This window comes from Bacillus methanolicus PB1 (assembly GCF_000262755.1).
Lineage (GTDB): Bacteria > Bacillota > Bacilli > Bacillales > Cytobacillaceae > Bacillus_Z > Bacillus_Z methanolicus.
Genome location: NZ_AFEU01000002.1, coordinates 764,060 through 789,753 on the forward strand (window position 1 = coordinate 764,060; position 25,694 = coordinate 789,753).

The 25,694-nt window shown below is 37.3% G+C and carries 29 protein-coding genes; 26 read left to right on the top strand and 3 right to left on the bottom strand.

Annotated elements, in window-relative coordinates:
• Positions 1–2 precede the first annotated feature (2 nt).
• The 3 genes from PB1_RS17710 to PB1_RS08725 form a co-directional block, all read right to left on the bottom strand.
• Entirely contained in the window at positions 3–149 is a 147-nt protein-coding gene (locus PB1_RS17710; RefSeq protein ID WP_003351963.1) for a hypothetical protein, read from the bottom strand.
• A 149-nt stretch (positions 150–298) separates the two neighbouring features.
• The gene (locus tag PB1_RS08720) at positions 299–1,327 is read right to left on the bottom strand and encodes an LCP family protein (RefSeq protein WP_034645034.1); all 1,029 of its coding nucleotides are present in this window, start codon (positions 1,325–1,327) and stop codon (positions 299–301) included.
• A gap of 107 nt (positions 1,328–1,434) precedes the next feature.
• A complete protein-coding gene (locus tag PB1_RS08725) occupies positions 1,435–2,067 on the bottom strand; it encodes a YigZ family protein (RefSeq protein ID WP_003351965.1) in 633 nt (210 codons plus the stop codon).
• Positions 2,068–2,454: 387 nt separating this feature from the next.
• On the opposite strand from PB1_RS08725, the gene PB1_RS08730 reads away from it, so the two are divergent.
• The 26 genes from PB1_RS08730 (at position 2,455) to PB1_RS08855 (ending at position 25,692) form a co-directional block, all read left to right on the top strand.
• A complete protein-coding gene (locus PB1_RS08730; protein ID WP_003351966.1) occupies positions 2,455–3,594 on the top strand; it encodes a sensor histidine kinase in 1,140 nt (379 codons plus the stop codon).
• Positions 3,591–4,316, top strand: coding sequence for a response regulator (locus PB1_RS08735; protein ID WP_155816403.1), 726 nt, complete (start codon positions 3,591–3,593; stop codon positions 4,314–4,316). Before PB1_RS08730 ends, PB1_RS08735 begins: the two co-directional genes overlap by 4 nt.
• A gap of 358 nt (positions 4,317–4,674) precedes the next feature.
• The gene (locus PB1_RS08740; protein WP_003351968.1) at positions 4,675–5,514 is read left to right on the top strand and encodes a DegV family protein; all 840 of its coding nucleotides are present in this window, start codon (positions 4,675–4,677) and stop codon (positions 5,512–5,514) included.
• A gap of 286 nt (positions 5,515–5,800) precedes the next feature.
• Complete coding sequence (locus PB1_RS08745; protein ID WP_003351969.1) at positions 5,801–6,382, top strand: hypothetical protein; 582 nt, start codon at positions 5,801–5,803, stop codon at positions 6,380–6,382.
• 23 nt (positions 6,383–6,405) lie between these two features.
• Positions 6,406–7,902 carry an ATP-dependent helicase ComFA gene (locus PB1_RS08750; protein WP_003351970.1) on the top strand — a complete coding sequence of 499 codons (1,497 nt, stop codon included), beginning with the start codon at positions 6,406–6,408 and terminating at the stop codon, positions 7,900–7,902.
• Positions 7,899–8,618: a ComF family protein gene (locus PB1_RS08755; RefSeq protein WP_003351971.1), complete on the top strand. Its 720-nt coding sequence runs from the start codon at positions 7,899–7,901 to the stop codon at positions 8,616–8,618. The genes PB1_RS08750 and PB1_RS08755 overlap by 4 nt, the downstream gene beginning before the upstream one ends.
• An 82-nt stretch (positions 8,619–8,700) precedes the next feature.
• Entirely contained in the window at positions 8,701–9,135 is a 435-nt protein-coding gene (locus PB1_RS08760; RefSeq protein WP_003351972.1) for a TIGR03826 family flagellar region protein, read from the top strand.
• 371 nt (positions 9,136–9,506) lie between these two features.
• A complete protein-coding gene (gene flgM / locus PB1_RS08765; protein ID WP_003351974.1) occupies positions 9,507–9,773 on the top strand; it encodes a flagellar biosynthesis anti-sigma factor FlgM in 267 nt (88 codons plus the stop codon).
• Positions 9,774–9,794: 21 nt separating this feature from the next.
• On the top strand, positions 9,795–10,277 hold the full coding sequence (locus tag PB1_RS08770; RefSeq protein ID WP_003351975.1) for a flagellar protein FlgN: 483 nt from the start codon (positions 9,795–9,797) through the stop codon (positions 10,275–10,277).
• 18 nt (positions 10,278–10,295) lie between these two features.
• Positions 10,296–11,870 (top strand): flagellar hook-associated protein FlgK, encoded by a 1,575-nt coding sequence (flgK, locus tag PB1_RS08775; RefSeq protein WP_003351976.1) that lies wholly within the window; start codon positions 10,296–10,298, stop codon positions 11,868–11,870.
• A gap of 14 nt (positions 11,871–11,884) precedes the next feature.
• Positions 11,885–12,802 carry a flagellar hook-associated protein FlgL gene (gene flgL / locus PB1_RS08780; protein ID WP_003351977.1) on the top strand — a complete coding sequence of 306 codons (918 nt, stop codon included), beginning with the start codon at positions 11,885–11,887 and terminating at the stop codon, positions 12,800–12,802.
• 21 nt (positions 12,803–12,823) lie between these two features.
• Positions 12,824–13,378: a DUF6470 family protein gene (locus PB1_RS08785; protein WP_003351978.1), complete on the top strand. Its 555-nt coding sequence runs from the start codon at positions 12,824–12,826 to the stop codon at positions 13,376–13,378.
• A gap of 62 nt (positions 13,379–13,440) precedes the next feature.
• Entirely contained in the window at positions 13,441–13,881 is a 441-nt protein-coding gene (gene fliW / locus PB1_RS08790; RefSeq protein ID WP_003351979.1) for a flagellar assembly protein FliW, read from the top strand.
• 2 nt (positions 13,882–13,883) lie between these two features.
• Positions 13,884–14,123, top strand: a complete 240-nt coding sequence (gene csrA, locus PB1_RS08795) for a carbon storage regulator CsrA (protein ID WP_003351980.1) — start codon at positions 13,884–13,886, stop codon at positions 14,121–14,123.
• Between the two features lie 117 nt (positions 14,124–14,240).
• Positions 14,241–15,053, top strand: a complete 813-nt coding sequence (locus PB1_RS08800; protein WP_003351981.1) for a flagellin N-terminal helical domain-containing protein — start codon at positions 14,241–14,243, stop codon at positions 15,051–15,053.
• A gap of 183 nt (positions 15,054–15,236) precedes the next feature.
• Complete coding sequence (locus tag PB1_RS08805) at positions 15,237–16,994, top strand: motility associated factor glycosyltransferase family protein (RefSeq protein WP_003351982.1); 1,758 nt, start codon at positions 15,237–15,239, stop codon at positions 16,992–16,994.
• A complete protein-coding gene (locus PB1_RS08810) occupies positions 16,991–17,344 on the top strand; it encodes a hypothetical protein (protein ID WP_003351984.1) in 354 nt (117 codons plus the stop codon). The genes PB1_RS08805 and PB1_RS08810 overlap by 4 nt, the downstream gene beginning before the upstream one ends.
• A 4-nt stretch (positions 17,345–17,348) precedes the next feature.
• Positions 17,349–18,716 (top strand): motility associated factor glycosyltransferase family protein, encoded by a 1,368-nt coding sequence (locus tag PB1_RS08815; protein ID WP_003351985.1) that lies wholly within the window; start codon positions 17,349–17,351, stop codon positions 18,714–18,716.
• A 13-nt stretch (positions 18,717–18,729) separates the two neighbouring features.
• Positions 18,730–19,725 (top strand): NAD-dependent 4,6-dehydratase LegB, encoded by a 996-nt coding sequence (locus PB1_RS08820; RefSeq protein ID WP_003351986.1) that lies wholly within the window; start codon positions 18,730–18,732, stop codon positions 19,723–19,725.
• A complete protein-coding gene (locus tag PB1_RS08825; protein ID WP_003351987.1) occupies positions 19,722–20,897 on the top strand; it encodes a LegC family aminotransferase in 1,176 nt (391 codons plus the stop codon). Before PB1_RS08820 ends, PB1_RS08825 begins: the two co-directional genes overlap by 4 nt.
• Entirely contained in the window at positions 20,897–21,595 is a 699-nt protein-coding gene (locus tag PB1_RS08830; protein WP_003351989.1) for a class I SAM-dependent methyltransferase, read from the top strand. The genes PB1_RS08825 and PB1_RS08830 overlap by 1 nt, the downstream gene beginning before the upstream one ends.
• Before the next feature lie 101 nt (positions 21,596–21,696).
• A complete protein-coding gene (locus PB1_RS08835) occupies positions 21,697–22,245 on the top strand; it encodes a TylF/MycF/NovP-related O-methyltransferase (protein ID WP_202946737.1) in 549 nt (182 codons plus the stop codon).
• A gap of 96 nt (positions 22,246–22,341) precedes the next feature.
• A complete protein-coding gene (locus PB1_RS08840; protein WP_003351991.1) occupies positions 22,342–23,244 on the top strand; it encodes an ATP-grasp domain-containing protein in 903 nt (300 codons plus the stop codon).
• Positions 23,222–23,869: an HAD family hydrolase gene (locus PB1_RS08845; RefSeq protein WP_003351992.1), complete on the top strand. Its 648-nt coding sequence runs from the start codon at positions 23,222–23,224 to the stop codon at positions 23,867–23,869. The genes PB1_RS08840 and PB1_RS08845 overlap by 23 nt, the downstream gene beginning before the upstream one ends.
• Positions 23,870–25,030, top strand: a complete 1,161-nt coding sequence (gene neuC / locus PB1_RS08850; RefSeq protein WP_003351993.1) for a UDP-N-acetylglucosamine 2-epimerase — start codon at positions 23,870–23,872, stop codon at positions 25,028–25,030. It abuts the gene before it with no gap.
• Complete coding sequence (locus PB1_RS08855) at positions 25,030–25,692, top strand: PIG-L deacetylase family protein (protein ID WP_003351994.1); 663 nt, start codon at positions 25,030–25,032, stop codon at positions 25,690–25,692. Before neuC ends, PB1_RS08855 begins: the two co-directional genes overlap by 1 nt.
• Positions 25,693–25,694 lie beyond the last annotated feature (2 nt).

The following is a 25,694-nucleotide window of genomic DNA, read 5'->3' on the forward strand; positions in this document are numbered from 1 at the left end:
AACTATCGGATAACTCTCAGTAGCCCCTTTCGTATTTCTACTTTTTGGCCTACCGTCATATTAGCCGGAAAATTCAGCTCTTCCGCGTTCACGAGGACAGGAAACAACACAGCAGTCGCCAGAACCGAAGAAGCAAGAAATTTTTTCACGTTATCCCTCCGTCGACATTATTTTCGTTCTTTACCTATTGTATCGAAAAATGTCAAATGTTCCAATCGGAAGAAAGTTCTACTATGGAAAAAAATCATAGAAAAAGGGCCAGACCTCTCTCATATGGGTCTGACCCTAATAGATTCATTTACCAATTATTTTCATTTTCACTTGTAACTTGATCATCTTGGGAAGAGTGGTCTTCGGCTGTATATGTAGAAGAATCAAGAGAATTTTTTAATTTGGAGCTGACTTCAATTATTGACTCTTCAGAAGGAATATAATAATACACACCGTCGATATATTCATCATATCCTTCCAGGGCTAAGTGTTTAATGTTTGAATTCTTTATTTTTGAATATAACTGTATAAAACTTGCAAACTTTGAAGGAGGGATGTTGGTCTTCACATTTTCCCCCAAATCTTCCATAACGTCATCAATTTTCGGAATAGAAGAGAAGGAAGTTCCTTTATCAACAATCGCTTTAATAACCTGCTGTTGCCGTTCGTTTCTGCCAAGATCGCCTTTTGGATCTTTTTTTCTCATTCGGACATAAGCTAGAGCTTCATTTCCGTTTAAGTTCATTTCACCTTCATAGAATGTTTTCCATTTTAAGCTATCTGTCAGCTGTGCTTTAAAAGTAAAAGGAACATCTACAGTTACTCCGCCCAGTGTATCTACAATATCTTCGAACCCTTGAAAATTAGTAGTAATAAAATAGTCAATCGGGACATCAAGCAGTTCGGTGACGGCATTAATTGTTGCTTCAATTCCGCCGTTGCTGTATGAATGGTTGATTTTTGTTTCATATCCAACCTCAGGGAGATATGTTCTTGTGTCTCTCGGGATACTTAGAAGGTAAACTTCTTCTGTTTTCGGATTGACTGTAGCCAGCATAAGGACATCCGATCTTTCTCCGCCTTCCTGGTCTTCAATTCCGACTAGCAGAATCGTAAAAGGATCCTTCGTAATCTTAATTTCTTCTTCTCTATGATTTGGAATTTTATTTCTATCTAATTCTTGGAAAATATTATTTGATGCTTTCTTGGCATTGTGTAAAATATCGTATGCAAAATAAGATCCGCCTCCAATAAAACTAAAGACGAAAAACAATGCAAACAAGCGCAAGAAGCGCCGTTTTTTCTTTTTCCTCCTTACAGATCTTGTAACAGACATTTTTATCCCTACTTTTATGAATTGGTTTAGTTCTTTTTTGCTATAAAGTCGACAATTAATTTTATCGAAAATTAAAGCTTTCGTAAATATTAAATTATTATGAAGGTTTAAACCGGTTCCTCCAAATAAAGCATTTTACCTTGACGGATTTCTGCCTGGCCGTTTGTCAATTCAATCATCCAATCGGAAAATGCATTTATTTGGCCTTCTTCGACAAATGTTTCAATTTCGACCTTATCGGCATAATGGATTTCTTTGATTGTATAGACAGAGGTTCGGAGTTCGTTTTCAATTTTTCCAAGCCATGTATAATCAATTTTTGTATGCATGACCCGCATCAGTTTTCTGGCAACAACACCCGTCGCTTCGATGCATTCAGAGGTTGCTTTGCCGTATGCTCTGATCAGTCCGCCTGCACCTAATTTTATTCCGCCGAAGTATCTGGTTATGACAACAACAGTATCTTTTAATTTTTTCTTCTTTAATACTTCGAGAATGGGGACGCCGGCAGTGCCGCTCGGTTCTCCGTCGTCATTTGCTTTTTGAATCTGGTCGTTCTCGCCGATCAGATAGGCTGAACAATTATGGGTTGCATTCCAATGCTTTTTTTTAATTGATTGTATGAATTCCTGTGCCTTTTCTTCCGTTTCGGCACGGGAAACGTGTGCGATAAAACGGGATTTTTCAATGACTATTTCATGTTCGCCGTATCCTTTGACTGTATAGTAATAGGGCAGCACCTTTAAATCGCTCCTTTCTGGCAGTATCGTAAAATTCAACCTTTATTTATTATAATCGACAAAAATCTTTTCATTTACTTTTTATCGCATTGTAAAGAAACTTTAATATAGCACGATTTTTGTCATGGTATAATAAAAAATAATCTAAGAGTGTAAAAATATTATTTCAAAATAATATTTTATCCAGGAATATAAACTGTCATAAATGTCATAATTCATCATAATTATATAGGATAAAAGACTTATGGGAAATATGCAAAACTGTGCCTTTTGGCCGAAATTAAGCTGTTTTGTAAAAGTTTTCTCACAGCAAAGATAGTATATTCCATTTTTTCACGCTAAAATAAGTACAAGCCGAAAGGGTTTTTTACCCTTGGAGGAATATTTATGAAAACAATAAAATTTGATACAAAAACGCTCGATCAAATTCTTGAAAAAATGATTGACACAGTTGTGAGCAGCAAAAATGAGATTTTTCGAATCGGCGAGCAATGCCGCAAAGACTATGAAACTCTGTCTGATGAGCTAAAAGAAGTAAAACAAATGGTTCTTCAAACAATTGCCGAGGGGGACAAGCTTGAAGCTCAAGCCCGCCTTGCAAGAAAGCGCCTTTCAGAAGTAAGCATGCACTTTAAAGATTATACAGAAGCTGAGGTTCGGGATGCTTATGAAAAGGCGCACAATCTTCAAATGGACCTTTCGATGAATCGGCAGTTGGAAAAACAGCTGAGGCAGCGCAGGGATGAAATTGAACGAAGGCTCGTCGGGCTTACGGAGACGATTGAACGGGCAGATCATCTTATTTCGCAAATAACCATTGTTTTAAATTATTTAATGAGTGATTTAAAGCAAATGGGAGAAGTGCTGGAAAATGCGAAACAAAAACAGGATTTTGGCTTGAAAATTATCGAGGCCCAAGAGGAAGAAAGAAAAAGATTGTCCAGAGAAATTCATGACGGACCGGCGCAAATGCTTGCCAATGTGATGATGCGCTCTGATTTAATCGAACGCATTTATAAGGAAAGAAGTGCACAAGAAGCGATTGATGAAATCCGCAATTTAAAGAGGATGGTTCGATCTGCCTTGTACGAGGTCCGGCGAATCATTTACGATTTGCGCCCAATGGCACTTGACGACCTTGGACTTGTTCCTACCCTCAGAAAATATTTGCAGACAATCGAAGAATATCATAATAAAACAAAGATTCATTTTACTAACTTAGGTGAAGATAAAAGATTACCAGCAAAATACGAGGTTGCACTTTTCCGCCTTGTGCAGGAATCCGTCCAAAATGCCTTGAAGCACGCTGATGCAAGTGATATTGAAGTGAAATTGGAGATCAGCAAGGCACACATAAACGTTGTGATCAAGGATAATGGAAAAGGTTTTGATACAAATGAGAAGAAGCCTGAATCGTTTGGCATCCTCGGTATGAAGGAGCGGGTAGAGCTGCTTGAAGGCGACATCTCGATTCATTCGAAAATAGGTGCCGGTACGGTTATCATCATACAAGTACCAATGAAATGACAAGAGAGATAACCGAAAGAACAAGGGAGGCGTATGGATTGACTACCAAAATTGTGATTATTGATGACCACCAGCTTTTTAGAGAAGGGGTAAAACGAATATTAGATTTTGAAAAAACATTTGAAGTTGTGGCTGAAGGCGATGATGGAAAAGATGCCATTCATCTCGTTGAACAATATCAACCTGATGTTGTCATTATGGATATTAATATGCCACATATAAATGGCATCGAGGCAACACGCCAATTAATTGAGAAATTTCCGGAATCACGCGTCATTATTTTATCTATTCACGATGATGAAAACTATGTGACACATGCTTTGAAAACAGGTGCCAGCGGTTACCTTCTGAAGGAAATGGATGCCGATGCTCTCGTTGAAGCAGTTAAGGTAGTAGCTGAAGGAGGCTCTTATATCCATCCGAAGGTTACTCACAATTTAGTGAAAGAGTACCGCAGGCTGGCAACAGAAACCGTAAACGGAGAATCATACCCGTTCAACGGTGAAATTCGCCGCCCGCTTCATTTATTGACACGCCGCGAGTGTGAAGTGCTTCAGCTTTTGGCAGACGGAAAAAGCAACCGCGGCATCGGGGAAGCGTTGTTCATCAGTGAAAAAACCGTGAAAAACCACGTCAGCAACATCCTGCAAAAAATGAATGTAAATGACCGTACCCAGGCCGTTGTAGTTGCGATTAAAAACGGCTGGGTTGAAGTACGGTAGTACGGTGGAACGTGCAGTTGTTGTACATCAATAGGTTGATGTAAGGCAGCAGGTGACACATTTTTTATTCAAATGAATAAAACATGAAGGCGAGGCTGTCGAGACAGCCTCGTCTTTTTTCGCGATAGCGGCGTATTTCGAATTATTTGCTTGCGGGTGAAATCAACGAAGCCGGCGAATAAAGAATGAGAACCGGATCATAAATTCCAGAAAGTGGGTCATTAATCGATTGAACCGGTTCACATACTTTCAAAACTAATACCCGTTATCTCTTTTTTATATGCAAATTAAAAGAATTTCATTTAAAATGAAAAATATGATAATAGTAGAGAAAAATAATAAGGAAGGTACTATTATTATGAGAACAGCGGTTGTCACTGATAGTACGGCTTACATCCCAAAGGATTTGCGCGAAAAATACAACATATATATGATCCCGTTAAGCGTGATTTTTGGGAATGAATCCTACCAGGAAGAAATTGAGATTAGCGCAGAACAGTTTTACGAAGAAGTGAAGCGCAGAGAGCTTCCAACAACTTCCCAGCCGCCAGTTGGACAGTTTGTGGAACTGTTTGAAAATCTGGCAAAAGAATTCGATGCAGTGATCAGCATTCACTTATCGAGCGGCATAAGCGGAACATACCAGGGTGCTGTTGCAGCTGGCAACATGGTTGACGATATCAAGGTTTACCCATTCGACTCTGAAATCAGCTGTATGGTTCAAGGTTTTTATGCTTTGGAGGCTGCTGAAATGGCGGACCGCGGGAAAGATCCTCAAGATATATTAGCGAGACTGAATGAAATGAAGCAATCCAGCCGCGCTTATTTCATGGTAGACGATTTATCCCACTTGCAGCGGGGCGGCAGGCTGTCAAGCGCCCAGGCATTAATCGGCAGCCTTCTTCAAGTAAAACCGCTATTGCATTTCGTTGATAAGGTGATTGTTCCGTTTGAAAAAATCCGCACGCGCAAAAGAGCGATGAAACGGATTGTCGAACTGCTTGAAGAAGATGTAAAAAGCGGAGCGGCATATAAAGCAGTCATCATTCATGCCAACCGCGAAAAAGAAGCGAAAGAGTGGAAAGCAGAACTGGAAGCACAGTTTCCGAACATTGAATTTTTGATCAGCTATTTTGGTCCGGTAATCGGAACGCATCTCGGTGAAGGTGCAATGGGGCTTGGCTGGGTAAAGAAGTAATTGTGTGTTCCACTTACCCGGCTGCAAGTTGCTTATTTGTTTAAAAAGTATGCACAAATTTGATGCCCGGCTTCATTACTTTTACTGTTGCTTGGGCTTCGTGAAAAAATCATCGTCTGCTCAAACTTGTTGCCAAGCTTGCCACTTCTTTGCTGGGTGAAAAAATCAAAGTATGCACCGTTCTGTCAAAGTCAGGGCGGTGTTTTTTTGTCGAAATTTAGTATTTGTTGACGCATCTCTCGAGGCGCATCATGTGCTATACTATGGTAAAAGTGAGGTGAGAACAATGGAAGCATTATTAAAACAATTCATGGAGCAAATGAATAAACGGTTTGATGAATTTGCCCATGAACAAAAAGAAATGCGGAATGAAATTGGTGAAATCAAAGTTGAACAAGGTGAAATGCGCAAAGAAATCAGCGCGATCAAGACTGATCAAGCTGAAATGCGAAAAGAAATTGGAGAAATCAAAGTTGAACAAGGTGAAATGCGCAAAGAAATCAGCGCGATCAAGACTGATCAAGCTGAAATGCGAAAAGAAATTGGAGAAATCAAAGCTGAACAGGCTGAAATGCGAAAAGAAATTGATGTAATCAAAGTCGAACAGGGCGAAATGCGTAAAGAAACCGGTGCGATCAAGATAGAACAGTCTGAAATGAGGAATGAAATAGGTACAATCAAGACTGAACAGGCAGAAATGCGGAAAGAAATCGCCTTTTATTATGGCAGCATGATGAGAGAAATTGATAACACAAGGATTGAAACCCGCAGCCAATTTAAATATTTAGAAGTTGTTATTGACCGGCACCGCGGTGCGATTGAACTGTTGGGAAAACGGACAAAAGCGGCCAGCCCAAATGAGAATTAATGACATGTATAGGAGGTGTTCTTTTGCGGTTTGCAATAATCGAAAACAAGCTCATTCCTTCCCACTGTCTCGCAACACCCGTCAGTACTCTTCCAATATCCAGCTATGAAAATCTCCAGGCGAAACCTTTCAATCCGTCTTTTTCTCCTAACAAAGAGCTTCCAAGGATCCTAACCGGAAAACAACTTTTAATTGACGACCTTCCTTTCACAATTGCTGAAATTCAAGAACATTATGAAAATGGGTATGTGCTATACCGAAAAGGTCTCGAAATAAACGGAAAACTCACAATTTGCTATCGGTGCGGCAACAACGATCCCCGCATGTTTGCCATCTTTCCTTGTGCCCGCTGCCATGAGGAATGCACTTACTGCCGCAGCTGTATCATGATGGGCAGGATCAGTGCGTGTACGCCGCTTATCAGCTGGACTGGCCCCGATTTCAAGACGAACCTTTTCGATTCGCCGTTAGTTTGGACCGGAACACTCTCTGAAGGCCAGCAAACAGCCTCGCAAAGAGTAGTTTCAGCAGTAAAAAATAATGAAGACCTTCTTGTTTGGGCCGTCTGCGGCGCCGGAAAAACAGAAGTCTTGTTCGCAGGTATAAACGAAGCGCTTTCAGCCGGAAAACGGGTTTGCATCGCGACTCCGAGAACCGATGTCGTCCTCGAACTTGCCCCGCGTTTAAAAGCTGTTTTTCCCGAAATCCCTGTTGCTTCCCTTTACGGAGGAAGCGAAGACCGCCATCTATACGCCCCGTTGACCATTTCAACTACCCATCAGCTTCTTCGCTTTTACAAGGCCTTTGATACGGTTATCCTCGATGAAGTCGACGCCTTTCCCTATTCGGTTGATAAAACATTGCAATATGCAGTCAAGCAGGCAAGAAAGCCACATTCCTCTATGATTTATCTTACCGCTACCCCGCACGAAAAATGGCAGAAAGAGTGCCGCCTCGGCAAAAGAAACTTTGTGACGATTCCGGCACGCTATCACCGCCATCCGCTGCCCGTCCCGGAATTTGTCTGGTGCGGCAGCTGGAAAAAGCATTTGAAAAAGAATCGTCTGCCCGATCATGTACTCCGATGGATTGAAAAACGCCTCCATAGCAAAAAACAATCGTTATTGTTTGTTCCGCAAATCGAATTGATGGAAAAAATCCTTCCACTCCTTCAAAAACTTCACCCCGATATTCAATCGGTCCATGCTGAAGACCCCGAGCGAAAGAAAAAAGTTCAGGCGATGCGAAACAAAGAAATTCCTCTTTTATTAACGACAACCATTCTCGAAAGAGGGGTGACGTTCCCAAACATTGATGTAGCCGTATTAGGTGCGGAGGATCGAATTTTTACGGAAAGCGCCCTTGTCCAAATTGCCGGCAGGGTAGGACGGAGCGCCGATTTCCCGAACGGCGCCATTACTTTTTTTCATTACGGAAAAACAAAAGCGATGGTGAAAGCGAGAAACCAGATTGTTTGGATGAATATAGAGGCGAGAAAAATGGGGCTGATAGATGGATGAACATTTTTCAGAATGACTTATGTTTCATTTGCCATGAGGAAATTGTGCCGGTTACAGGCTGGCAGGTGTTATTTGAAAAAGAAACGAAAGATATTGTATGCGAATCATGTTTGAGCCAATTCTCTGTTATCGACGGTGAAACATGCCGGATGTGCAATCGGCCTTTTGAACTCCTCGAATCGCAATACCGTCAAAACGATCTTTGCTACGACTGTGTTCGCTGGGAAGAAGATTCGGAGTGGCGCGGCTTCCTTGAAAAAAATATTTCCATTTATAACTACAATGATTTTATGAAAGAAGTGATTGCCCGTTATAAGTTTCGCGGTGATTATTTACTTTCGAAAGTATTCGCCGCATCGGTTCAAGAAAAACTTCAGAAGATTGACCATGATCTCCTTGTTCCGATCCCTTTAAGCGAAGAACGGCTGTATGAACGGGGTTTTAATCAGGCGGAAGCACTAATTAGAGAATCGAGTTTCACTCCGGCCAATGTTTTGACCCGTGTTCACGCCGAAAAACAATCGAAAAAATCGAGGAACGAAAGGATTCATCTTCCTCAGGTGTTTCAATTGGATCCCGGCTGTTCTGTATTAAACAAAAAGATCGTACTAGTCGATGACATCTACACGACCGGCTCAACGATCAGACATGCTGCAAAAGTTTTGAAGGAAGCGGGAGCGGCGTCTGTTGTTTCGCTAACTCTTGCGCGCGGTTAAATGTCTCAAAATTTTCATTTCTTTCCTTAATTAGGCAAGCTATAATAAAAAGAGACCATTTTTCGACAGGGGGAGAAACCGGATGGGGGAACTGGCAAATTGCCCTAAATGCGGTGAAATTTTTGTTAAAACTCAATTTCGTGATATATGTCAAAAATGCTGGAAAGAAGAAGAAATAGCGTTTGAAACCGTTTATCAGTTTATCCGGAAACGGGAAAACCGGGCAGCCACTATTCAGCAGGTGGTTGAGGCAACCGGAGTCGAAGAGGAGTTGATTTTTAAATTTATCCGAACCGGCCGTTTAATATTAACCCAGTTCACAAATTTGGGATATCCGTGCGACAAGTGCGGGAAATTAATCAGAGAAGGCAAGCTTTGTGAAACATGTATAGAAGTGCTCCGCAAAGAGCTTCAGCTGCATGAAGCCGAGGAGGAGCGAAAACGCGAAATCGAAAAAAGAGAAAAACAAAGAGCGTATTTCGTCCTTGATGAAAAATATCACAACCGTGAATTCTAGCTGTATGCAGCCGCATACAGCTTTTTTGCAGTTTATAAGGTAAAAATGTTATGCGCTTTAGAGGTTCTGAATCTATATTTTTTGGCTTATGAGCTTTTATTTTAATTTATGAGCCTTCATTCAGATTTATGAGCCTTTGATTTCATAAATGAGCCCTTATTTTGATTTATGAGCCCTCGATTTCAAATATGAGCCGTTAAAAAAATATATGAGTCTTCGATCACTTTTATGAGCCTTCAATAATCTTAGGATATCCCCTTTTATGATTTTAGGATAAAAGATGTAAATTTTAATTTAATATAAAAAATCAGCCGCTTTTATCCGATAATAAAATTAAAGTATATTGTTCGGAATGAAAGTGAGGGAAAACGATGAAAATCAATAACTTTGGATCGTCTGGAGTCAATCCTTATAAACGGCAAATGGATAAGCTCAACCAAGTGGAAAAAGCTGCCGGCAAGAAAGCGGATAAAGTTGAAATTTCCAATAAAGCTAAAGAAATGCAGCAAGTTTCCCAGTTCGCAGCCGAGCGCCAGGCAAAAGTAGAAGAGTTGAGAATCCAGATAGAGAACGGCAATTATAAAATCAACCCAAAAGAAATCGCGAAAAGTATCGTGAATTTCTATTTCAAAAAATAATAAAAACAGGGAGGGATGAACATGTCCGCTCAAGCTTTAACGGCATCGATGGAAAAACTGCTGAAGCTTCATAAAAGCCTTTATGAACTCGCTGTGAAGAAAACAGAAATTGTAAAGCAAGGGGACATCGAATCCCTGAACAAATTCATTCAACAAGAGCAAGTACATATTACAGCAATAGAAAAAGTTGAAAAAGAACGTCAGGCCGCTGTATTAAGGCTGTTGCCTCAAATGGAAAATCCAACAGTGACCGACTGTCTGAGTGTTTTAAAAGGTGAAGAGCACCACCGTCTCCATGAGCTTTCTGATCAGCTTATGGAAACGGTGTTTGAACTGAAAGAACGAAATTTTTTGAATCAGCAGATGATCTATCATTCCCTGCAGTTCGTTAATTTTTCTATGAATCTCATAAACCCGCAGCCTGAGTCTTATACTTACGGTCCACCAACTGATAAACAAAATCATTCAAAAATCACTCAAGGTATATTTAATTCAAAAGCGTAGCAGAACGGAGGAACGACAATGCGTTCAACTTTTATGGGGCTCGAAATCGCCCGCCGCGGGATGTTCACCCAGCAAAGTGCATTATATACAACAGGACATAACATCGCTAATGCGAATACACCTGGTTATTCTCGTCAACGTGTTAATTTCGAACAAACAGAACCGTATCCGGCAGCTTCTCTGAACCGCCCGCAAATCCCGGGACAGATGGGGACGGGGGTTAAAGCTGGTTCGGTACAGCGAATAAGAGATAGTTTTTTAGATTTACAATATCGCAATGAAAGTAATAAGTTAGGATATTGGCAGACCCGTTCCGATGCCGTTGCTAAAATGGAAGATATTATGAACGAACCGAGTGCATACGGACTCAACACAGCGATGACGAAATTTTGGGAAGCATTACAGGATTTAAGTGTCAACCCTGAAAATGAAGGCGCACGTGCAGCTGTTCGCCAACGAGGGATTGCCGTCGCTGAGTCATTCAATTACCTTCACAAATCGTTAGAACAAATTCGTACTGATTTAGGACAAGAAATTAAAACGGGTCTTTTAGATGTGAACTCCATATTAAAGCAAATTAGTGAGCTAAATGATCAAATTAAAGCAATAGAACCACACGGTTATTTGCCAAACGATCTATATGATAAACGAGATCTACTTGTAGATGAATTATCACAGTTTTTTCATGTAAAAGTAGAAACGGTTAGATCTGGCGGGAACGCACTAGATATAGCGGAAGGAATTTATGAAATTTCACTTATCAATGAAGATGGATCGTTAACGAAAATTGTTACGAAAGATGGTTATTCGAACTTTTCCGTTGACCCTTCCGTTTCAGGTGATCCAACAAATCCGGATGGATATGTTTCAAGTCTAAAAATAGATGGTACATCTATAACCATTTCGCCTGACAAAATAGCAAATGGGCGGATTAAATCGCTTATTGAATCTTACGGATACGGCACTGATTCTAACAACATTACAGGCTTCTACCCTGACATGCTGGCAAACCTGGATAAAATGGCATATACGTTTTTGAAGCTATTTAATGAACAACATAAGCTAGGATACGGTTTAAATGGAAACCAAGGGGTTTTCTTTGAAGACCTTTCCAATGTGAAAGGGGCAGCAGCTGCAATTAAAGTAGATAATCGCATCATGCAAAATCTGGACAATATCGCGGCATCTTCTGCACTAGACGCGAATGGAAAGGGAGAGAGTGGAAACGGCAAAAATGCCCTGGCTTTAACTTCGGTAAAAGACATTACAATTACAAACGGACAAGCCAATATTCCAGGGGTGGGGCCTATTAGTGTCCCGATAACTGGAGGAACGGTTCAAACGTTTTATCAAGGCTTGATCGGTCAGCTTGGTGTAGAAGGGCAAGAGGCGGAAAGAATGAAGTTTAACACAGAAACACTGGCGCTGTCTGTCGAAGAAAGACGCCAATCTGTCAGCTCCGTTTCCCTTGATGAAGAAATGACAAATATGATTAAATTCCAGCACGCATATAATGCTGCTGCACGCAGCCTGACAGCTGTTGATGAAATGCTCGATAAAATTATTAACGGCATGGGACGTGTCGGCTTATAAGGTAGGTGAAGGACATGCGAGTAACGCAATCAATGCTTTCTAATAATATGCTGAGAAACTTAACTAGCAGTTATGAACGCCTCGGAAAATATCAAGAACAATTAACGACAGGAAAAAAAATTTCCCGTCCATCGGATGACCCTGTTGTCGCAATGAAAGGCATTGCTTATCGAGAGGATTTAGCCAAGGTACATCAATATCAGCGCAACATCGGTGAAGCACACAGTTGGATTGATAGTGCAGACGATGCTTTAGATAAAGTTGGTCTTGCATTGCAACGTGTACAAGAACTCGTCGTACAAGCATCTAGTGATACGGCAACTCCTGAAGACCGAAAAAAAATTGCCGACGAAATTGACCAGATTCAAAAGCAGATTGTTGATGTTGCGAACACAAAAATTGGCGGAAAGTATATTTTTAACGGAGCGGATACGAAAAATCCATTGTTTACGGGATACCCGGATGATACTGGCAATAATTTAAATCTAACCGCTAATCCAAACACAAGCGATGTTGAAATTGAAGTATTTGATGGAATTACGTTGGATGTAAACATAAATGGAAAAGAATTATTTACTGGAACAACCGGCCAAGATGGTATTGTGGGAATGCTGCAAAATTTAAAAATAGATTTAAGAGATGCTGCAAAAACAGGCACTGATATCGGCGGCTATTTAAGCCAAGTGGAAGGTCAGCAAGACAAGCTGCTCGCTTCTCGTTCTGAACTTGGAGCGAAACAAAACCGTGTCGAAATGATGGAAGAACGATTGGCTACGCGAGAAGTGATCATAACAAAAGTGATGTCCAACAATGAAGATATTGATTATGAAAAAACAATCACTGAGCTTATTTCCCAAGAGAGTGTACATCGTGCTGCACTAAGTGTTGGTGCACGGATCATTCAGCCAACATTAATGGATTTTCTCCGTTAATAAAGGGAAAAGGTGAGTAACATGAGTTTCCCGCAAATACAAATTCACACTACGAAAGCGATTCTTGGGCTATACATTGAAAAGCCAGTCCAGCGTATTGAGCAGCCGGAAGCTGATTTGTATATCGAACAGCCACCGGCCAAACTCTCTATTGATTCTAAACCGGCAAAGCTGACCATCGATCAGTCAAAAGCATGGAGCGATATGGGGTTGATTGGTCCGCTTGCATCTACAAGGAAATTTGCGCAAGAAGGACGTCAAAGTTTATTAGAAGGCATTGCCCGGCGAGCACAAGAAGGAAATAGGCTCATGAAAATTGAAAATGGTGGTAATGCCATTGCGGAGATCTCATCTGAAAAAGGGCTACGCCCATATAAAAAGCTTGGCATTCAATTTATTCCATCTATTAATAGCGTAGATATTGGCTATCAACCGGGTCATTTAGATATTAAAATTGATCGTCAAAAACCAATTATCGATGCGAAAATTAACAAACCGATCCATGAATACACCCCTGGTGATGTATCGGGCTATATGATTCAATACCCGTCAATTGAGATTGATGTAAAATATTAAAAAGGAAGCGGTACCGTCACGGTTAACCGCTTTTTTTATGAGAATAAGAAAGGAGATTTTTCATGAATATCACTTCTAAGTTTTTAGGGGAAGTCGAAATTAAGGAAGAACAAATTATACATTTTCCAAATGGCCTTCCAGGTTTTGAGGATGAAAAACAATTTGTCATTTTGCCGCTGGAAGAAAATTCACCGTTTGCCGTTTTACAATCGACCGAAAACAGCCATGTCGGCTTTGTTGTAGTTTATCCGTTTGCATTCCATCCTAATTATGCATTCGATTTGCCAGAGGAAGAAATTGCGAAGTTGGAAGTGGAGTCTCCCAAAGATTGCCTGACGTTTGCCATTATGACATTAAAAGAGCCGTTTACTGACTCAACAATTAACTTAAAAGCACCGATTATTGTTAATGTAAAGGCGAAGTGCGGAAAACAACTCATTCTCCATGACACCGACTACCCAATTCGATTTCCGTTATCAGAATCGATAGGGAAGGGGGAATAGTAATGCTTGTTCTCACTCGTAAAAAAGACGAATCAATCATGATCGGTGACTCCATTGAAATAAAAGTACTAGCGATTGAAGGAGAACAAGTTAAACTCGGTATTAACGCTCCGAAAGACATAGACATTTATCGAAAGGAAATTTACATCTCCATCCAAAACGAAAACACACAAGCAGCTAATATTTCTTCTAGTTTATTACAGCAATTAAAAAATCGTAAAATAGATCAAAAAAACTATTAAACTATTCATCAATAAAGTCGATATAAAAAATGTAAGGCAAGAAAAGGGCGGCCGACCAAAACTTGCTAAAAAACTACAAGGATGTAGAGTGACGAAAATTCAAGGAGGAATCTCAGAATGAGAATTCAACACAACATTTCAGCGTTAAACACGCACCGTCAATTAGGCTTTAACAACTCTCAAGCAGCGAAAAACCTTGAGAAATTATCTTCAGGTTTCCGCATCAACCGCGCTGGCGACGACGCAGCAGGCCTTGCGATCTCTGAAAAAATGCGCGGTCAAATCCGCGGTCTTGAAATGGCATCTAAAAACGCCCAAGACGGCATCTCTTTAATCCAAACAGCAGAAGGTGCATTAAACGAAACTCATGCCATCCTTCAACGTATGCGCGAGCTTGCAGTACAAGCAGCAAACGACACAAACGTAACAGCTGACCGTACCGCGATTCAAGATGAAATTAATGCCCTTGTTTCCGAAATTAATCGAATTGCAGGAGATACTGAATTCAATACACAAAAACTATTAAATGGTTCATTCAATGGTAAAGCATTTCATATTGGAGCAAACAGTAGTCAATCTATCACTTTATCAATTGCAAATATGGACGCTAGTGCTTTAAGTATTGCTTCTCTTGCAGTAAGTACAGTAACAGGTGCAAATAATGCGATTACTTCTATTAATAATGCAATTGAAAAAGTATCAACTGAACGTTCTAAGCTAGGTGCTGTTCAAAACCGTTTAGAGCACACAATTAACAATCTTGGTGCAACTGCAGAAAACTTAACTGCTGCTGAATCTCGTATCCGTGACGTTGACATGGCGAAAGAAATGATGGCATTCACTAAGAATAACATCTTAATGCAAGCAGCACAATCTATGTTGGCTCAAGCAAACCAACAGCCACAAGGAGTACTTCAATTACTTCAATAATCTTTGTTTAGTCAAAAGGAAAGGGACCGTGAGAAATCTAAGGTCTCTTTCCTTTTTTTGTATTAGAGTGAGAAGTTTTGTTGTTTAGGATTTAGCGATAGTAATTTTTCGTATTCCACTTTTTTTTCTCTCTCTTATTCAGAAATTGTTACTTTGTCCGATATTGTTATTGAGGTGCTAAAAATGAATAATGAGTTGAAAGAGTACAAAATCATTGAAGAATTCGCAAAGAGTGGACAACGTATCCATAAAGTGATCAATTATTATCTACATAGCAAATATGACCCGATTCGCGAAGCGGAAAGATTTGCTGAGCGCTATTATAAAAAACATCATTTACACATTTTATTTGGTGTCGGTTCTGGTTATATTGCTGAATCATTAAGCAAAAAAATGAGCGAAGAAGAATTTTTAATTATTGTTGAACCACTGAAGTCATTAATTGAAAATCAATTATATAAAAATCATGTACTGAAAAGAACAATTCTCATAGAAGGAAGTAAATTTGAAAATTTCGAAAAGTTATTTGATTCTTTAACCAACCAATTTAGTAACCGGGTACAAGTGATTTGTTCGCCAAATTATGATAAATTGTTCCCAAGTGAATATCACCAAATATTAAATATCGTTAAAAACTTAATATATGTACAAAAAGTAAATGATAATACAATTAAAGCGTATTCTAAAGAGTGGCAACAAAATTTTATTTTGAATTTATTTTATGGTTTTGATGATATTCCTTTACATACTTTGGAACATTATTATGATATTCCGGTGGTAGTGGCATCCGGTGGTCCTTCATTAACGAAACAAATTCCATTATTAAAAAACGTTAGAGAGCATGTACTATTAATTGCTTCAGGTTCTACTATTAATACTCTGGTTAATTATGATATTGAACCTGATTTTGTTGTAACAATAGATGGGAATTTTAGTAACTATAAGCATTTTGAATCGCTAAAGTTGAAAAAAACAAAAGTGATTTATTCTCTGTCACATCATGAAAAAATTTTAGAAAAGCTAAATCAAAGATCGTTTATGTTTGTTCCAAGAGTTCACCAATCTTTAAAATCTTATGCAGAAAAATTATTAAATAAAGAAGTACCTGATGTTTTAGGAGGTGCTTCTGTAGCCAGTTTTGCTTTAAATATTGCGCATAGTATTTCCACTGGTCCTGTTGCCCTTATTGGTCAAGATTTAGCATATACTGATAACAAGACTCATGCCGAACATAACAAAAATTTTAAAAAAATTGATGAAACATATATTAAAGAAAGAAGAATGTTCTATACAGAGGGATATTATGGTGACCAAGTATTAACAGATTATGCTTTTTTAACAATGAAGTATAATTTTGAAAAATTAATTCAAACTTTTTCACAGCCTGAAAGAATTTATAATTGTACAGAAGGCGGAGTTAAGCTGGATGGCTATCAACAAACTTCTTTCCGAGAGTTTTGCGAAAGATATGTAATTACTAATAAAAGTGTAACAATGTTTGATATAGATTCCTATCCGCACAAAGATATTCAAGAATGGAAAGAGTTTTTAATTCGAATTGAAAACGAAATAAAACTGCATGATAAAGTAAAGCGTCTTGTTGAAGAAGCAGTTCTGTTGTTGAAAAGAAATGCTTCTGATACGGCATTTGAAGCGAAAATCTTAAAAAAGTTAGATAAAATTGATGAACAGTTAAAGCCGATTTTAGATGAAGGAATGATGTCATTAATTGTTCAACCTATCATTTTAGATACGTTTAATAACTATCTGCCGAAAGAAAATGAAACGGAAAAAGAATCGTATCAAAGAGTATTTGCTCGTTCCAAGGATCTATATTCACGTATACAAGAAGCTGCAATCGATTCAAAATCTTATTTCATGCGATTAAAGGAAAAAATTAGGAATAAAATTATTTCGATGGAAAAAGAGGGAGAAAGATGACAGATATTATTTACGAAACACAAGAAAATTTTTATCAATATATTCAAAGAGTAGTAGAAGGAGCTTCAACAATTGCTGATTATTTGCGCGAAGATAAAATTGGTGAAGCGATGCAGTTAATTGTGCAATTTAGTGAAGGCGTTAGCTGGTTGACGCAAGTGATTGTATTAATGCGAGAGCATCGTTACTATATTGATATCGACCCAAGTAAGATTAACAAATTTTTTGTAGAAATTAATGAAGGTTTGGAAAGACAAGATTATGTTATTACCGCCGATATGTTTGAATACGAAATTCAACCATTTTTTGAAGAAATAAAAGAAAAGCGGTTTAAAAAAGTAGGGGAATAGCAATTTGGAATTGTATCTTAAAAATGTTCAATCGATAAAGGATAAAGTATTGAAACAGCAACTTTTTGCGAATAGGTCTAATTATAGTAACGATATTGAAATAGAAGTAGCAAAAAATGGCCATTTGACCTTGAGGAAAAATAACCATTACTTATACAGTCGATACGATCCGATAAAGGAAGTATCGAAGTTTATTGATTCTCAAATTGATTCTTTGGCCAATATATATTGTTTATTTGGTTTCGGTCTCGGATATCATGTCGAACAGTTGATGGTTAAGGAACCAAGTAAAAAAATTTTTGTAATTGATACTGAGATATCAACGATTCAAGCAGCAATGTATCATGTTGATTTAACAAAAATTTTAAGTAATGAAAATGTCCGAATTATTATTCTTAATAATCCAACACAAATTCAGGAATTTATTAGAAGTATAGATTCAGATGGTCTAAATATTAAATGGATCATTCCTCAATCATGGATTAGCACAATATCAAATAGCAAATTGAAGGAAATACTCGAAGATATAAAAATCAAAGAAATGTCGATCTTAAGAATGAAAAATATTATGGAGGAGAATTTTCAAAATAATATTCAGTTGTTTGACTCACATATCGGTCCACTTTTAGGTCAATTTGAAGGCAAAAAAGCTGCATTAGTGGCGGCTGGACCATCACTTGATGATAATACTGATGTTTTGCGGCAATTGAAAAATAAATACTTTTTATTTTGTGTTGGTGCTGCCTATAAAACCTTATTACATCAAAAGATTGAACCTGATGCAATTGTGATATCTGATCCGCATCATTTTGTGTTTGAGCAAATAAAGGATGTAACCAGCCAAATTCCATTACTTTTTCTTGCTACGGTTAATAAAGAAGTGGTCAGACATTGGATAGGACCTAAAATTATTTTGTTTCAAGAAGGGTATCCTCTTTCAGAGCAATATGCAAAAGAACATCAGATTCCATTGATTCAAACTGGTGGCTCAGTTGCAACAACTGGTTTAGATGTTTTACTTAAAATGGGATTTGCGGAAATCGTCTTTTTTGGACAGGATTTGGCCTATAAAGGGAATCAATCTCACTCTACTCATTCAACTTCTAATAAAACGGTTTCACTATATCAATCAACATTCGCAGTTAAAGCAAACAATCATCAAAGAGTAACTACATCAAGAAGTTGGTTGGTCTTTAAAAAATGGATCGAACAAAAAATACAACAAACAACGTCAGTTCACTTTAAAAATACATCATATACCGGAGCAATGATAAAAGGTGCTCCTTATGTAGCAGGTGAGCATTTAGCCAATAGTGCTAAAAATATGGAAAATATTAACTTTTTAGACTTGATATCAAAATTAATTAAATAGGGATGATGCAGCATTGAAAATTTTAGTTACTGGTGCTGATGGATTTATTGGTTCACATTTAACAGAAGAACTTATTCGTCAAGGATATGATGTGAAAGCTTTTGTTTATTACAATTCTTTTAATTCTTGGGGATGGCTAGACACCTCACCAGAAAATATAAAAAAAGAATTAGAAGTATTTGCCGGAGATATTCGCGATCCGCATGGTGTAAAAGAGGCGATGAAAGGATGCGATGTCGTCCTACATTTAGCGTCTTTAATTGCAATTCCTTATTCTTATCATTCACCTTACACATATGTCGATACGAATATTAAGGGGACGTTAAACGTTCTTCAAGCAGCACGAGAATTAGATATTCAAAAAGTTGTTCATACATCTACAAGTGAAGTGTATGGGACGGCACAATGCGTACCTATTGATGAAAATCATCCGCTTCAAGGACAGTCTCCATACTCTGCTTCTAAAATTGGAGCGGACCAAATGGCAATCGCTTTTTATCGTTCGTTTGAAACACCTGTCGCGATTATTCGACCTTTTAATACATATGGCCCAAGGCAGTCGGCACGTGCCATTATCCCGACGATTATTACTCAAATTGCATCAGGCAAGCGAAAAATCAAACTTGGGTCGCTTCACCCAACACGTGATTTTAATTATATAAAAGATACGGTAAATGGCTTTATCTCTGTTATGAATCATGATCAGTCAATCGGTGAAGTCATCAATATCGGCAGTAACTTCGAAGTATCCATTGGTGAGACAGCGAAACTAATTGCTGAGGTAATGGGGGTCGATTTCGAAATTGAAACTGATGATGTTCGGATTCGCCCAGAAAAAAGTGAAGTAGAAAGATTGTGGGCGGACAATCAAAAGGCAATGCGGCTTCTTGGCTGGGAGCCTGCATATGGTGGAAAAGACGGATTTAAAAGAGGTTTAAAAGAAACAGTTGAATGGTTTACAAACGAAAACAACTTATCTAAATATAAGGCAGATGTATATAACATATGATGAATGAAGAAAAATTAACCTTAATCGTGGGAAAATTAAAAGAAGTACTTCCCAAAAAAGATTTCATTCCTTTACATGAACCTAGCTTTGTCGGGAATGAATGGAAATATGTAAAAGACTGTATTGATACAGGATGGGTATCATCAGTAGGTAGATATGTGGAATTATTCGAGAAAAATTTAGCAGAGTTTATTGGAGCAAAACGTGCAGTAGCTGTTGTTAATGGTACAGCTGCTTTGCATATTGCTTTAAAAATACTAGGGGTTCGAGAAAATGATGAAGTATTGGTTCCCGCTTTAACTTTTATTGCAACGGCTAATGCAGTTGTCTATTGCGGTGCTATCCCTCATTTTGTTGATGTAGAGGAAAGAACTTTAGGTTTAGATCCATATAAACTAAATGAATATTTGTATGAAATTGCCGATATAAAAAATGGTGTGTGTTATAACAAATTCACTGGACGACGAATTAGGGCTGTTGTGCCAATGCATACATTTGGACATCCGATTGACATTGAAACATTGATTGAAGTTTGCAATGAATATCACTTAGTGTTAGTGGAAGATGCTGCTGAGTCACTAGGGTCTTACTATAAAGGAAAACACACTGGAGTCTTTGGTACAGTTTCCGCATTTAGTTTTAATGGTAACAAGATCATTACAACTGGTGGAGGGGGAGCTATTGTCACAAACGATGATAGACTCGCTGATTTAGCGAAGCATCTTACTTCCACGGCGAAGATTCCTCATCGTTGGGAATATGTTCATGATATGCACGGCTATAATTACCGAATGCCAAATATTAACGCAGCTTTAGGGTGTGCTCAGCTAGAAAAGTTACCTGAATTTTTAACGAAAAAGAGAGAGCTCGCCAAAAAGTATATAGAAGCACTTCGTGATATTACGGGAATACATTTTTTTGAAGAAACACACTTTTCTAAAAGCAATTATTGGCTTAATACATTAATAATAGAAGAACCTTTTGAATTAAAGAGGGATGAATTGCTTAAGGTGCTAAATGATTCTGGTATTATGTCTAGACCTGTTTGGCGTCCTCTTCATCAATTAAAAATGTATAAAGATAATCCAATGATGGATTTAAGTATGACCGAGAAATTGTATCAAAAAATTATCAATATTCCTAGCAGCATGAGTTTGTTGGAGGGCTTCTAATGAATAATTCTCTTAAAGAACAATGGGAAAAATCCTATAAAAATAAAGATAATTTTGTTTTTTATCCAAACGAAGAGGTCATTCGTTTTACCTCAAAATATATACGAAAAAGGGTCGGATTAAATGAATTTATTGATGTACATAACTATTCTGGTAATCCGAAAGTATTAGATTTGGGTTGCGGGATTGGTAGACATCTTATATATGGTTTAGATATGAATTTGGATATGTACGGAATTGATTTGTCAGAAGTAGCGATTAATTTTGCAAGAAAATGGGCAAAGCAAAACAAAATGGTAGATGTGGATGAAAAAATTGTACAGGGAGATATATGTAACCTGCCTTGGAAGGATCACTTTTTTAATTATGTAATTACCCATGGAGTATTGGATAGTATAAGATTCGAAAATGCGAAATTAGCAGTTCAAGAAGTTGCAAGAGTATTAATAAAAGGTGGCCTTTTTTATTGCGATTTAATTTCTGGAGACCATTCCTCTAAGTATAGAGAATATTGTGGAGAAGAAATTGTAACAACAGAACATGAACAAGGTACTGTTCAGTCTTATTTTAACTTTTCGAAGATAGAGAAGTTATTTTTGGCCTTTTTTGAGATTGTGGAGTGTAAACAGATCAAACATGAAAATTGTCTTGCTCAAGGTTATCATTCGCGATATCACATTGTCCTAAAGAGAAAATAAAAAAATCTATTTTGGAGGATAACTCAATGACCGCAAAAGATAAGTAGTCGATTGATACAAAATTTAACCATTTTGAAAAATATGTACATCGGCAAAATTTAGTGAGGTTTTTAGCCCGTTATGAATTGTTTAAAAAGCAAATCAATATTAAAGGAAGTATTATTGAATGTGGTGTTCACCATGGTAGCGGAGTAATGGCGTGGGCAAAATTATCCGCTGCATTAGAACCTTACGCACTGCATAGAAGAATTATTGGTTTTGATACGTTTGAAGGCTTTTGTCATATAGCAAATGAAGACCGAACAAGTGTTGAAAGTAAACAAAATAAGGAACTGCAAGTTGGTGGATTTAGTACGGAACATGATGTTTATGAAGAATTACAAGAATTAATAAAGGAATTTGATGATAATCGTTACTTAAATCAATTCCCAAAGGTATTTTTAGTAAAGGGAGATGCGACGGAGACAATTCCGAAATACGTGGAAGAGAATCCGCATTTATTAGTAAGCCTTTTGTTTTTGGATTTTGATCTTTATGAGCCTACGAAAGTAGCTTTGGAATATTTTCTGCCTAGAATGTGTAAAGAGCAATTGTTGCCTTTGATGAAATTAATAATCTTTGGTGGCCAGGTGAGACACAAGCTTTATTAGAAATGTTTGATTTGAAAAAATATAAGATTGAACGCTTTAGCTTTGATCCAAACATTTCCTATATTGTTTTTTAATGAAAGGAATGTATAAGATCCGATGGCCTTGAGAATTTTGACTGAAGCATCTGGAAGCTTAGTATCAGGATATTTAATAAAAGCTGTAAAAGGGGCGAATTGTATAGCTGTTGCTTCAGATATTGATCCCGATTGTTACGGAAGATATTTAGCTGATGAATTTATTCAAATGCCGTTAAAAAGTGATTCTGAATTATGGGATAAGATCATAGCTGCTTTAGTCGAGCAAAAAGTTGATATCGTCATTCCGTCATTTGATGAGATGGTGTTAGGATGGAGCCTGAGAAAGGACTTGTTGTTGGAAAAAGGGATACAAGTTATCGTATCTGAACCAAAAGTTATTGAAATATTTCAAGATAAGTGGTTGACATACCATTTTTTTACAAAAAATGGTATACCTACCCCTAATACAAGTTTAGAACAAATATATCCGCTTGTAAAACCTAGAAATGGTCGAGGGGCTAAAGGGGTGCAAATAGCGACGCAACCTGTTGATATGACGGGAATGATATCTCAGGAATTCATTAAAGGAACAGAATACACGATTGATGTATTTTGTGATAAATTTTCTAATCCTATCTATATTGTCCCGAGAAAAAGAATGAATATTAAAGAAGGTAAATCTACTTCTGGAATTGTCGTATACCATGAAGACATTATTCACTGGGTCAAGAAAATATGTGAACGCACTTCATTTATTGGCCCGATCAATATTCAATGTATAGAAACGGAAAGCAGAGATTTAAAGTTTATTGAGGTGAATCCTAGAATTGCCGGAGGAATGGCTTTAGGATTTGCAGCAACGGAAAATTGGATTAAACTAATGGTTGATCATTTTGTTTATGGCAAAGAAATAAAACCTGTTCAGGTAAAGTATGGGTTAAAAATGATGAGGTACTATAATGAGATATTTACCTTTGAATAAAATTCAATTGGACCAATATTCTGTAATTGGATTTGATATGGATGGTACACTTTATGATGAAGAAATCTTCATTAGGCAAGTATATGGAAGTATAGCAAAATATTTAAGTGATACCCTATCTGATAGTTTTGAATTCATATACTCTTGGATGATGGAAAGATGGGAAGAGAAAGGAAGCAGTTATCCGTTCATTTTTTCTGAGGTCATCGAACAAGTTGAGCGAATTGCTACAGAAGAATTAATAGATGATTGTTTAAATATATATAGAAATTTTAAACCAATTTTAAGATTAAATAAAAATGTAGAAAAATTTTTAAATGAAATTTCAAAAGAGCATCAATTATTTTTAATCACAGATGGCAATTTTAAGTTACAAAAAGAAAAATTTAATTCATTGAGGTTGGAAAACTGGTTTAGGGAAGAAAATATTGTGTTTACTGGAAAATTTGGAAGAGAGTTTTATAAACCTAGTGTTCGAGCAATAGAATACATTGAATGTTTAAAAAATATTACTAAACCAGTTTTATATTTTGGTGATAGAAATATTGATGAGCAATTTGCCCTGAATGCCCAATTTGATTTTGTTAAAATTGAAAGCTTTAATTGTTTTTGGGATGTGAAGTAAATGAAAAAAAGAAAAATTGTTGCTGTAACTGGAATTCGTTCAGATTATGACTTAATGACCCCAGTATATCGTGAAATAGATAAACATCCTCACTTAGATTTAGAATTAATAGTGACTGGTGCTCATTTATCCGAAGCATACGGTTATACCGTGAAAGAGATTGAGAAGGATGGATTTAAAATTGCAGAAAGAATTGAGAGCTTAATAAATGGAGATTTAGCATCTTCAAGAGTAAAAGGTCTTGCAATCCAGTTACAAGGAATGGTCCAAACTACAGATCGCATTCGACCTGACATATTATTAGTACTTGGCGATAGAGAAGAGTCTATTACAACAGCTTTAATTGGAAGTTATATGAATATTCCGGTAGCACATGTAGCTGGAGGAGATAAAGTCATAGGTAATGTAGATGATCAAGTTAGACATGCAGTCAGCAAGCTTGCTCATATTCATTTTACTACCAATAAAGAAAGTACAGAAAGATTAAAGAAGCTAGGTGAAGAATCTTTTCGAATTTTTAACGTAGGAAACCCAGGTTTAGATAGAATTAAAGATGTTCCAGTATTGTCGCGTAAAGTATTATCAAATAGGTTGAATTTTGAAATTAATGATAATGAACCATTACTAGTGGTTATTCAACACGTAATTTCAACTGAAATTGAACAAGCTTATGATCAAATGAAAGCAACAATGGAAGCAATTAATGAATTAGGTTATAAAACAATTATTAGCTACCCAAATTCTGATGCTGGCGGTCAACAAATGATTAAAGCTATCAATGAATACAGTCATAAACCTTTTATACATATTCAAAAAAATATACCTAGACTAGAATTTATTAATCTTTTGCGTAAAGCATCATGTTTAGTTGGTAATTCTAGTGCGGGAATATTAGAAGCACCATTTTTAAAACTACCTGTCGTAAATATTGGAAATAGGCAGAAGGGACGCCTTCATGCCGACAATGTTCAGTTCGTTAATCATGATAAACAAGAAATTATTAATGCAATAAAAAAAGCTTTATTTGATATAGATTATAGAAAACAAGTTGCTAATTGTATCAATCCATATGGTGATGGGAATGCGGCTAAGAGAATTGTTGATATTCTTGCAACAATTCCTCTTGAAAAAAAGTTACTCATAAAGGAGATAACATACTGATGAAAAAAGTTATTATTGTCACTCCACACCCTGATGATGAAACTCTTGGGTGCGGAGGCACAATACTTCGTCATAAAAAAGAGGGCGACCAAGTTTGCTGGTTAATTGTGACGAAAATGGGCGATGAATTTGAAATTAGTAGACGTATGAAGAGAAAAGAGGAAATTGAACGAGTAAAAGAAATGTTTGGTTTTGACGAGGTATTTCAATTAAATTTTGATGCCGGTTCTTTAGATCGTATACCATTAGGAAATATCATTAATGAAATTAGCCAATCCTTTAATAGATTCCATCCAAATATAGTATATTTGCCCTATAGAAGTGATATACATAGTGACCACAAAGTTGTTTTTGATGCTACAGTAGCTTGTACAAAATGGTTTCGCTACCCATTTGTCAATAAAGTTCTAGCTTATGAAACATTGTCGGAAACAGATTTTACTATCAATCCCGATTCAAATCATTTCCACCCTAATGTTTTTGTAGACATCTCGTCACACTTAGAAAAGAAAATTGAAATTATGAAAGTATATGAATCAGAACTTAGTGAATACCCATTTCCTCGTAGTGTAAAAGCAATAAAATCGCTAGCATATTTACGAGGAGCGGCAGCTGGCTACGAGGCAGCAGAGGCTTTTATGCTTTTAAAAGAGAGGTTATAACT

Bases quoted from the DNA above. Each gene is read 5' to 3' on its own strand.
- flgL (WP_003351977.1), top strand. From the start codon at position 11,885: ATGCGAGTAACGCAATCAATGCTTTCTAATAATATGCTGAGAAACTTA.
- PB1_RS08810 (WP_003351984.1), top strand. From the start codon at position 16,991: ATGACAGATATTATTTACGAAACACAAGAAAATTTTTATCAATATATT.
- PB1_RS08785 (WP_003351978.1), top strand. From the start codon at position 12,824: ATGAGTTTCCCGCAAATACAAATTCACACTACGAAAGCGATTCTTGGG.
- PB1_RS08800 (WP_003351981.1), top strand. From the start codon at position 14,241: ATGAGAATTCAACACAACATTTCAGCGTTAAACACGCACCGTCAATTA.
- PB1_RS08755 (WP_003351971.1), top strand. From the start codon at position 7,899: ATGAACATTTTTCAGAATGACTTATGTTTCATTTGCCATGAGGAAATT.
- flgK (WP_003351976.1), top strand. From the start codon at position 10,296: ATGCGTTCAACTTTTATGGGGCTCGAAATCGCCCGCCGCGGGATGTTC.
- PB1_RS08830 (WP_003351989.1), top strand. From the start codon at position 20,897: ATGAATAATTCTCTTAAAGAACAATGGGAAAAATCCTATAAAAATAAA.
- PB1_RS08735 (WP_155816403.1), top strand. From the start codon at position 3,591: ATGACAAGAGAGATAACCGAAAGAACAAGGGAGGCGTATGGATTGACT.
- csrA (WP_003351980.1), top strand. From the start codon at position 13,884: ATGCTTGTTCTCACTCGTAAAAAAGACGAATCAATCATGATCGGTGAC.
- flgM (WP_003351974.1), top strand. From the start codon at position 9,507: ATGAAAATCAATAACTTTGGATCGTCTGGAGTCAATCCTTATAAACGG.
- PB1_RS08740 (WP_003351968.1), top strand. From the start codon at position 4,675: ATGAGAACAGCGGTTGTCACTGATAGTACGGCTTACATCCCAAAGGAT.
- neuC (WP_003351993.1), top strand. From the start codon at position 23,870: ATGAAAAAAAGAAAAATTGTTGCTGTAACTGGAATTCGTTCAGATTAT.
- PB1_RS08805 (WP_003351982.1), top strand. From the start codon at position 15,237: ATGAATAATGAGTTGAAAGAGTACAAAATCATTGAAGAATTCGCAAAG.
- PB1_RS08840 (WP_003351991.1), top strand. From the start codon at position 22,342: ATGGCCTTGAGAATTTTGACTGAAGCATCTGGAAGCTTAGTATCAGGA.
- PB1_RS08845 (WP_003351992.1), top strand. From the start codon at position 23,222: ATGAGATATTTACCTTTGAATAAAATTCAATTGGACCAATATTCTGTA.
- PB1_RS08825 (WP_003351987.1), top strand. From the start codon at position 19,722: ATGATGAATGAAGAAAAATTAACCTTAATCGTGGGAAAATTAAAAGAA.
- PB1_RS08760 (WP_003351972.1), top strand. From the start codon at position 8,701: ATGGGGGAACTGGCAAATTGCCCTAAATGCGGTGAAATTTTTGTTAAA.
- fliW (WP_003351979.1), top strand. From the start codon at position 13,441: ATGAATATCACTTCTAAGTTTTTAGGGGAAGTCGAAATTAAGGAAGAA.
- PB1_RS08770 (WP_003351975.1), top strand. From the start codon at position 9,795: ATGTCCGCTCAAGCTTTAACGGCATCGATGGAAAAACTGCTGAAGCTT.
- PB1_RS08720 (WP_034645034.1), bottom strand. From the start codon at position 1,327: ATGTCTGTTACAAGATCTGTAAGGAGGAAAAAGAAAAAACGGCGCTTC.
- PB1_RS08730 (WP_003351966.1), top strand. From the start codon at position 2,455: ATGAAAACAATAAAATTTGATACAAAAACGCTCGATCAAATTCTTGAA.
- PB1_RS08745 (WP_003351969.1), top strand. From the start codon at position 5,801: ATGGAAGCATTATTAAAACAATTCATGGAGCAAATGAATAAACGGTTT.
- PB1_RS08855 (WP_003351994.1), top strand. From the start codon at position 25,030: ATGAAAAAAGTTATTATTGTCACTCCACACCCTGATGATGAAACTCTT.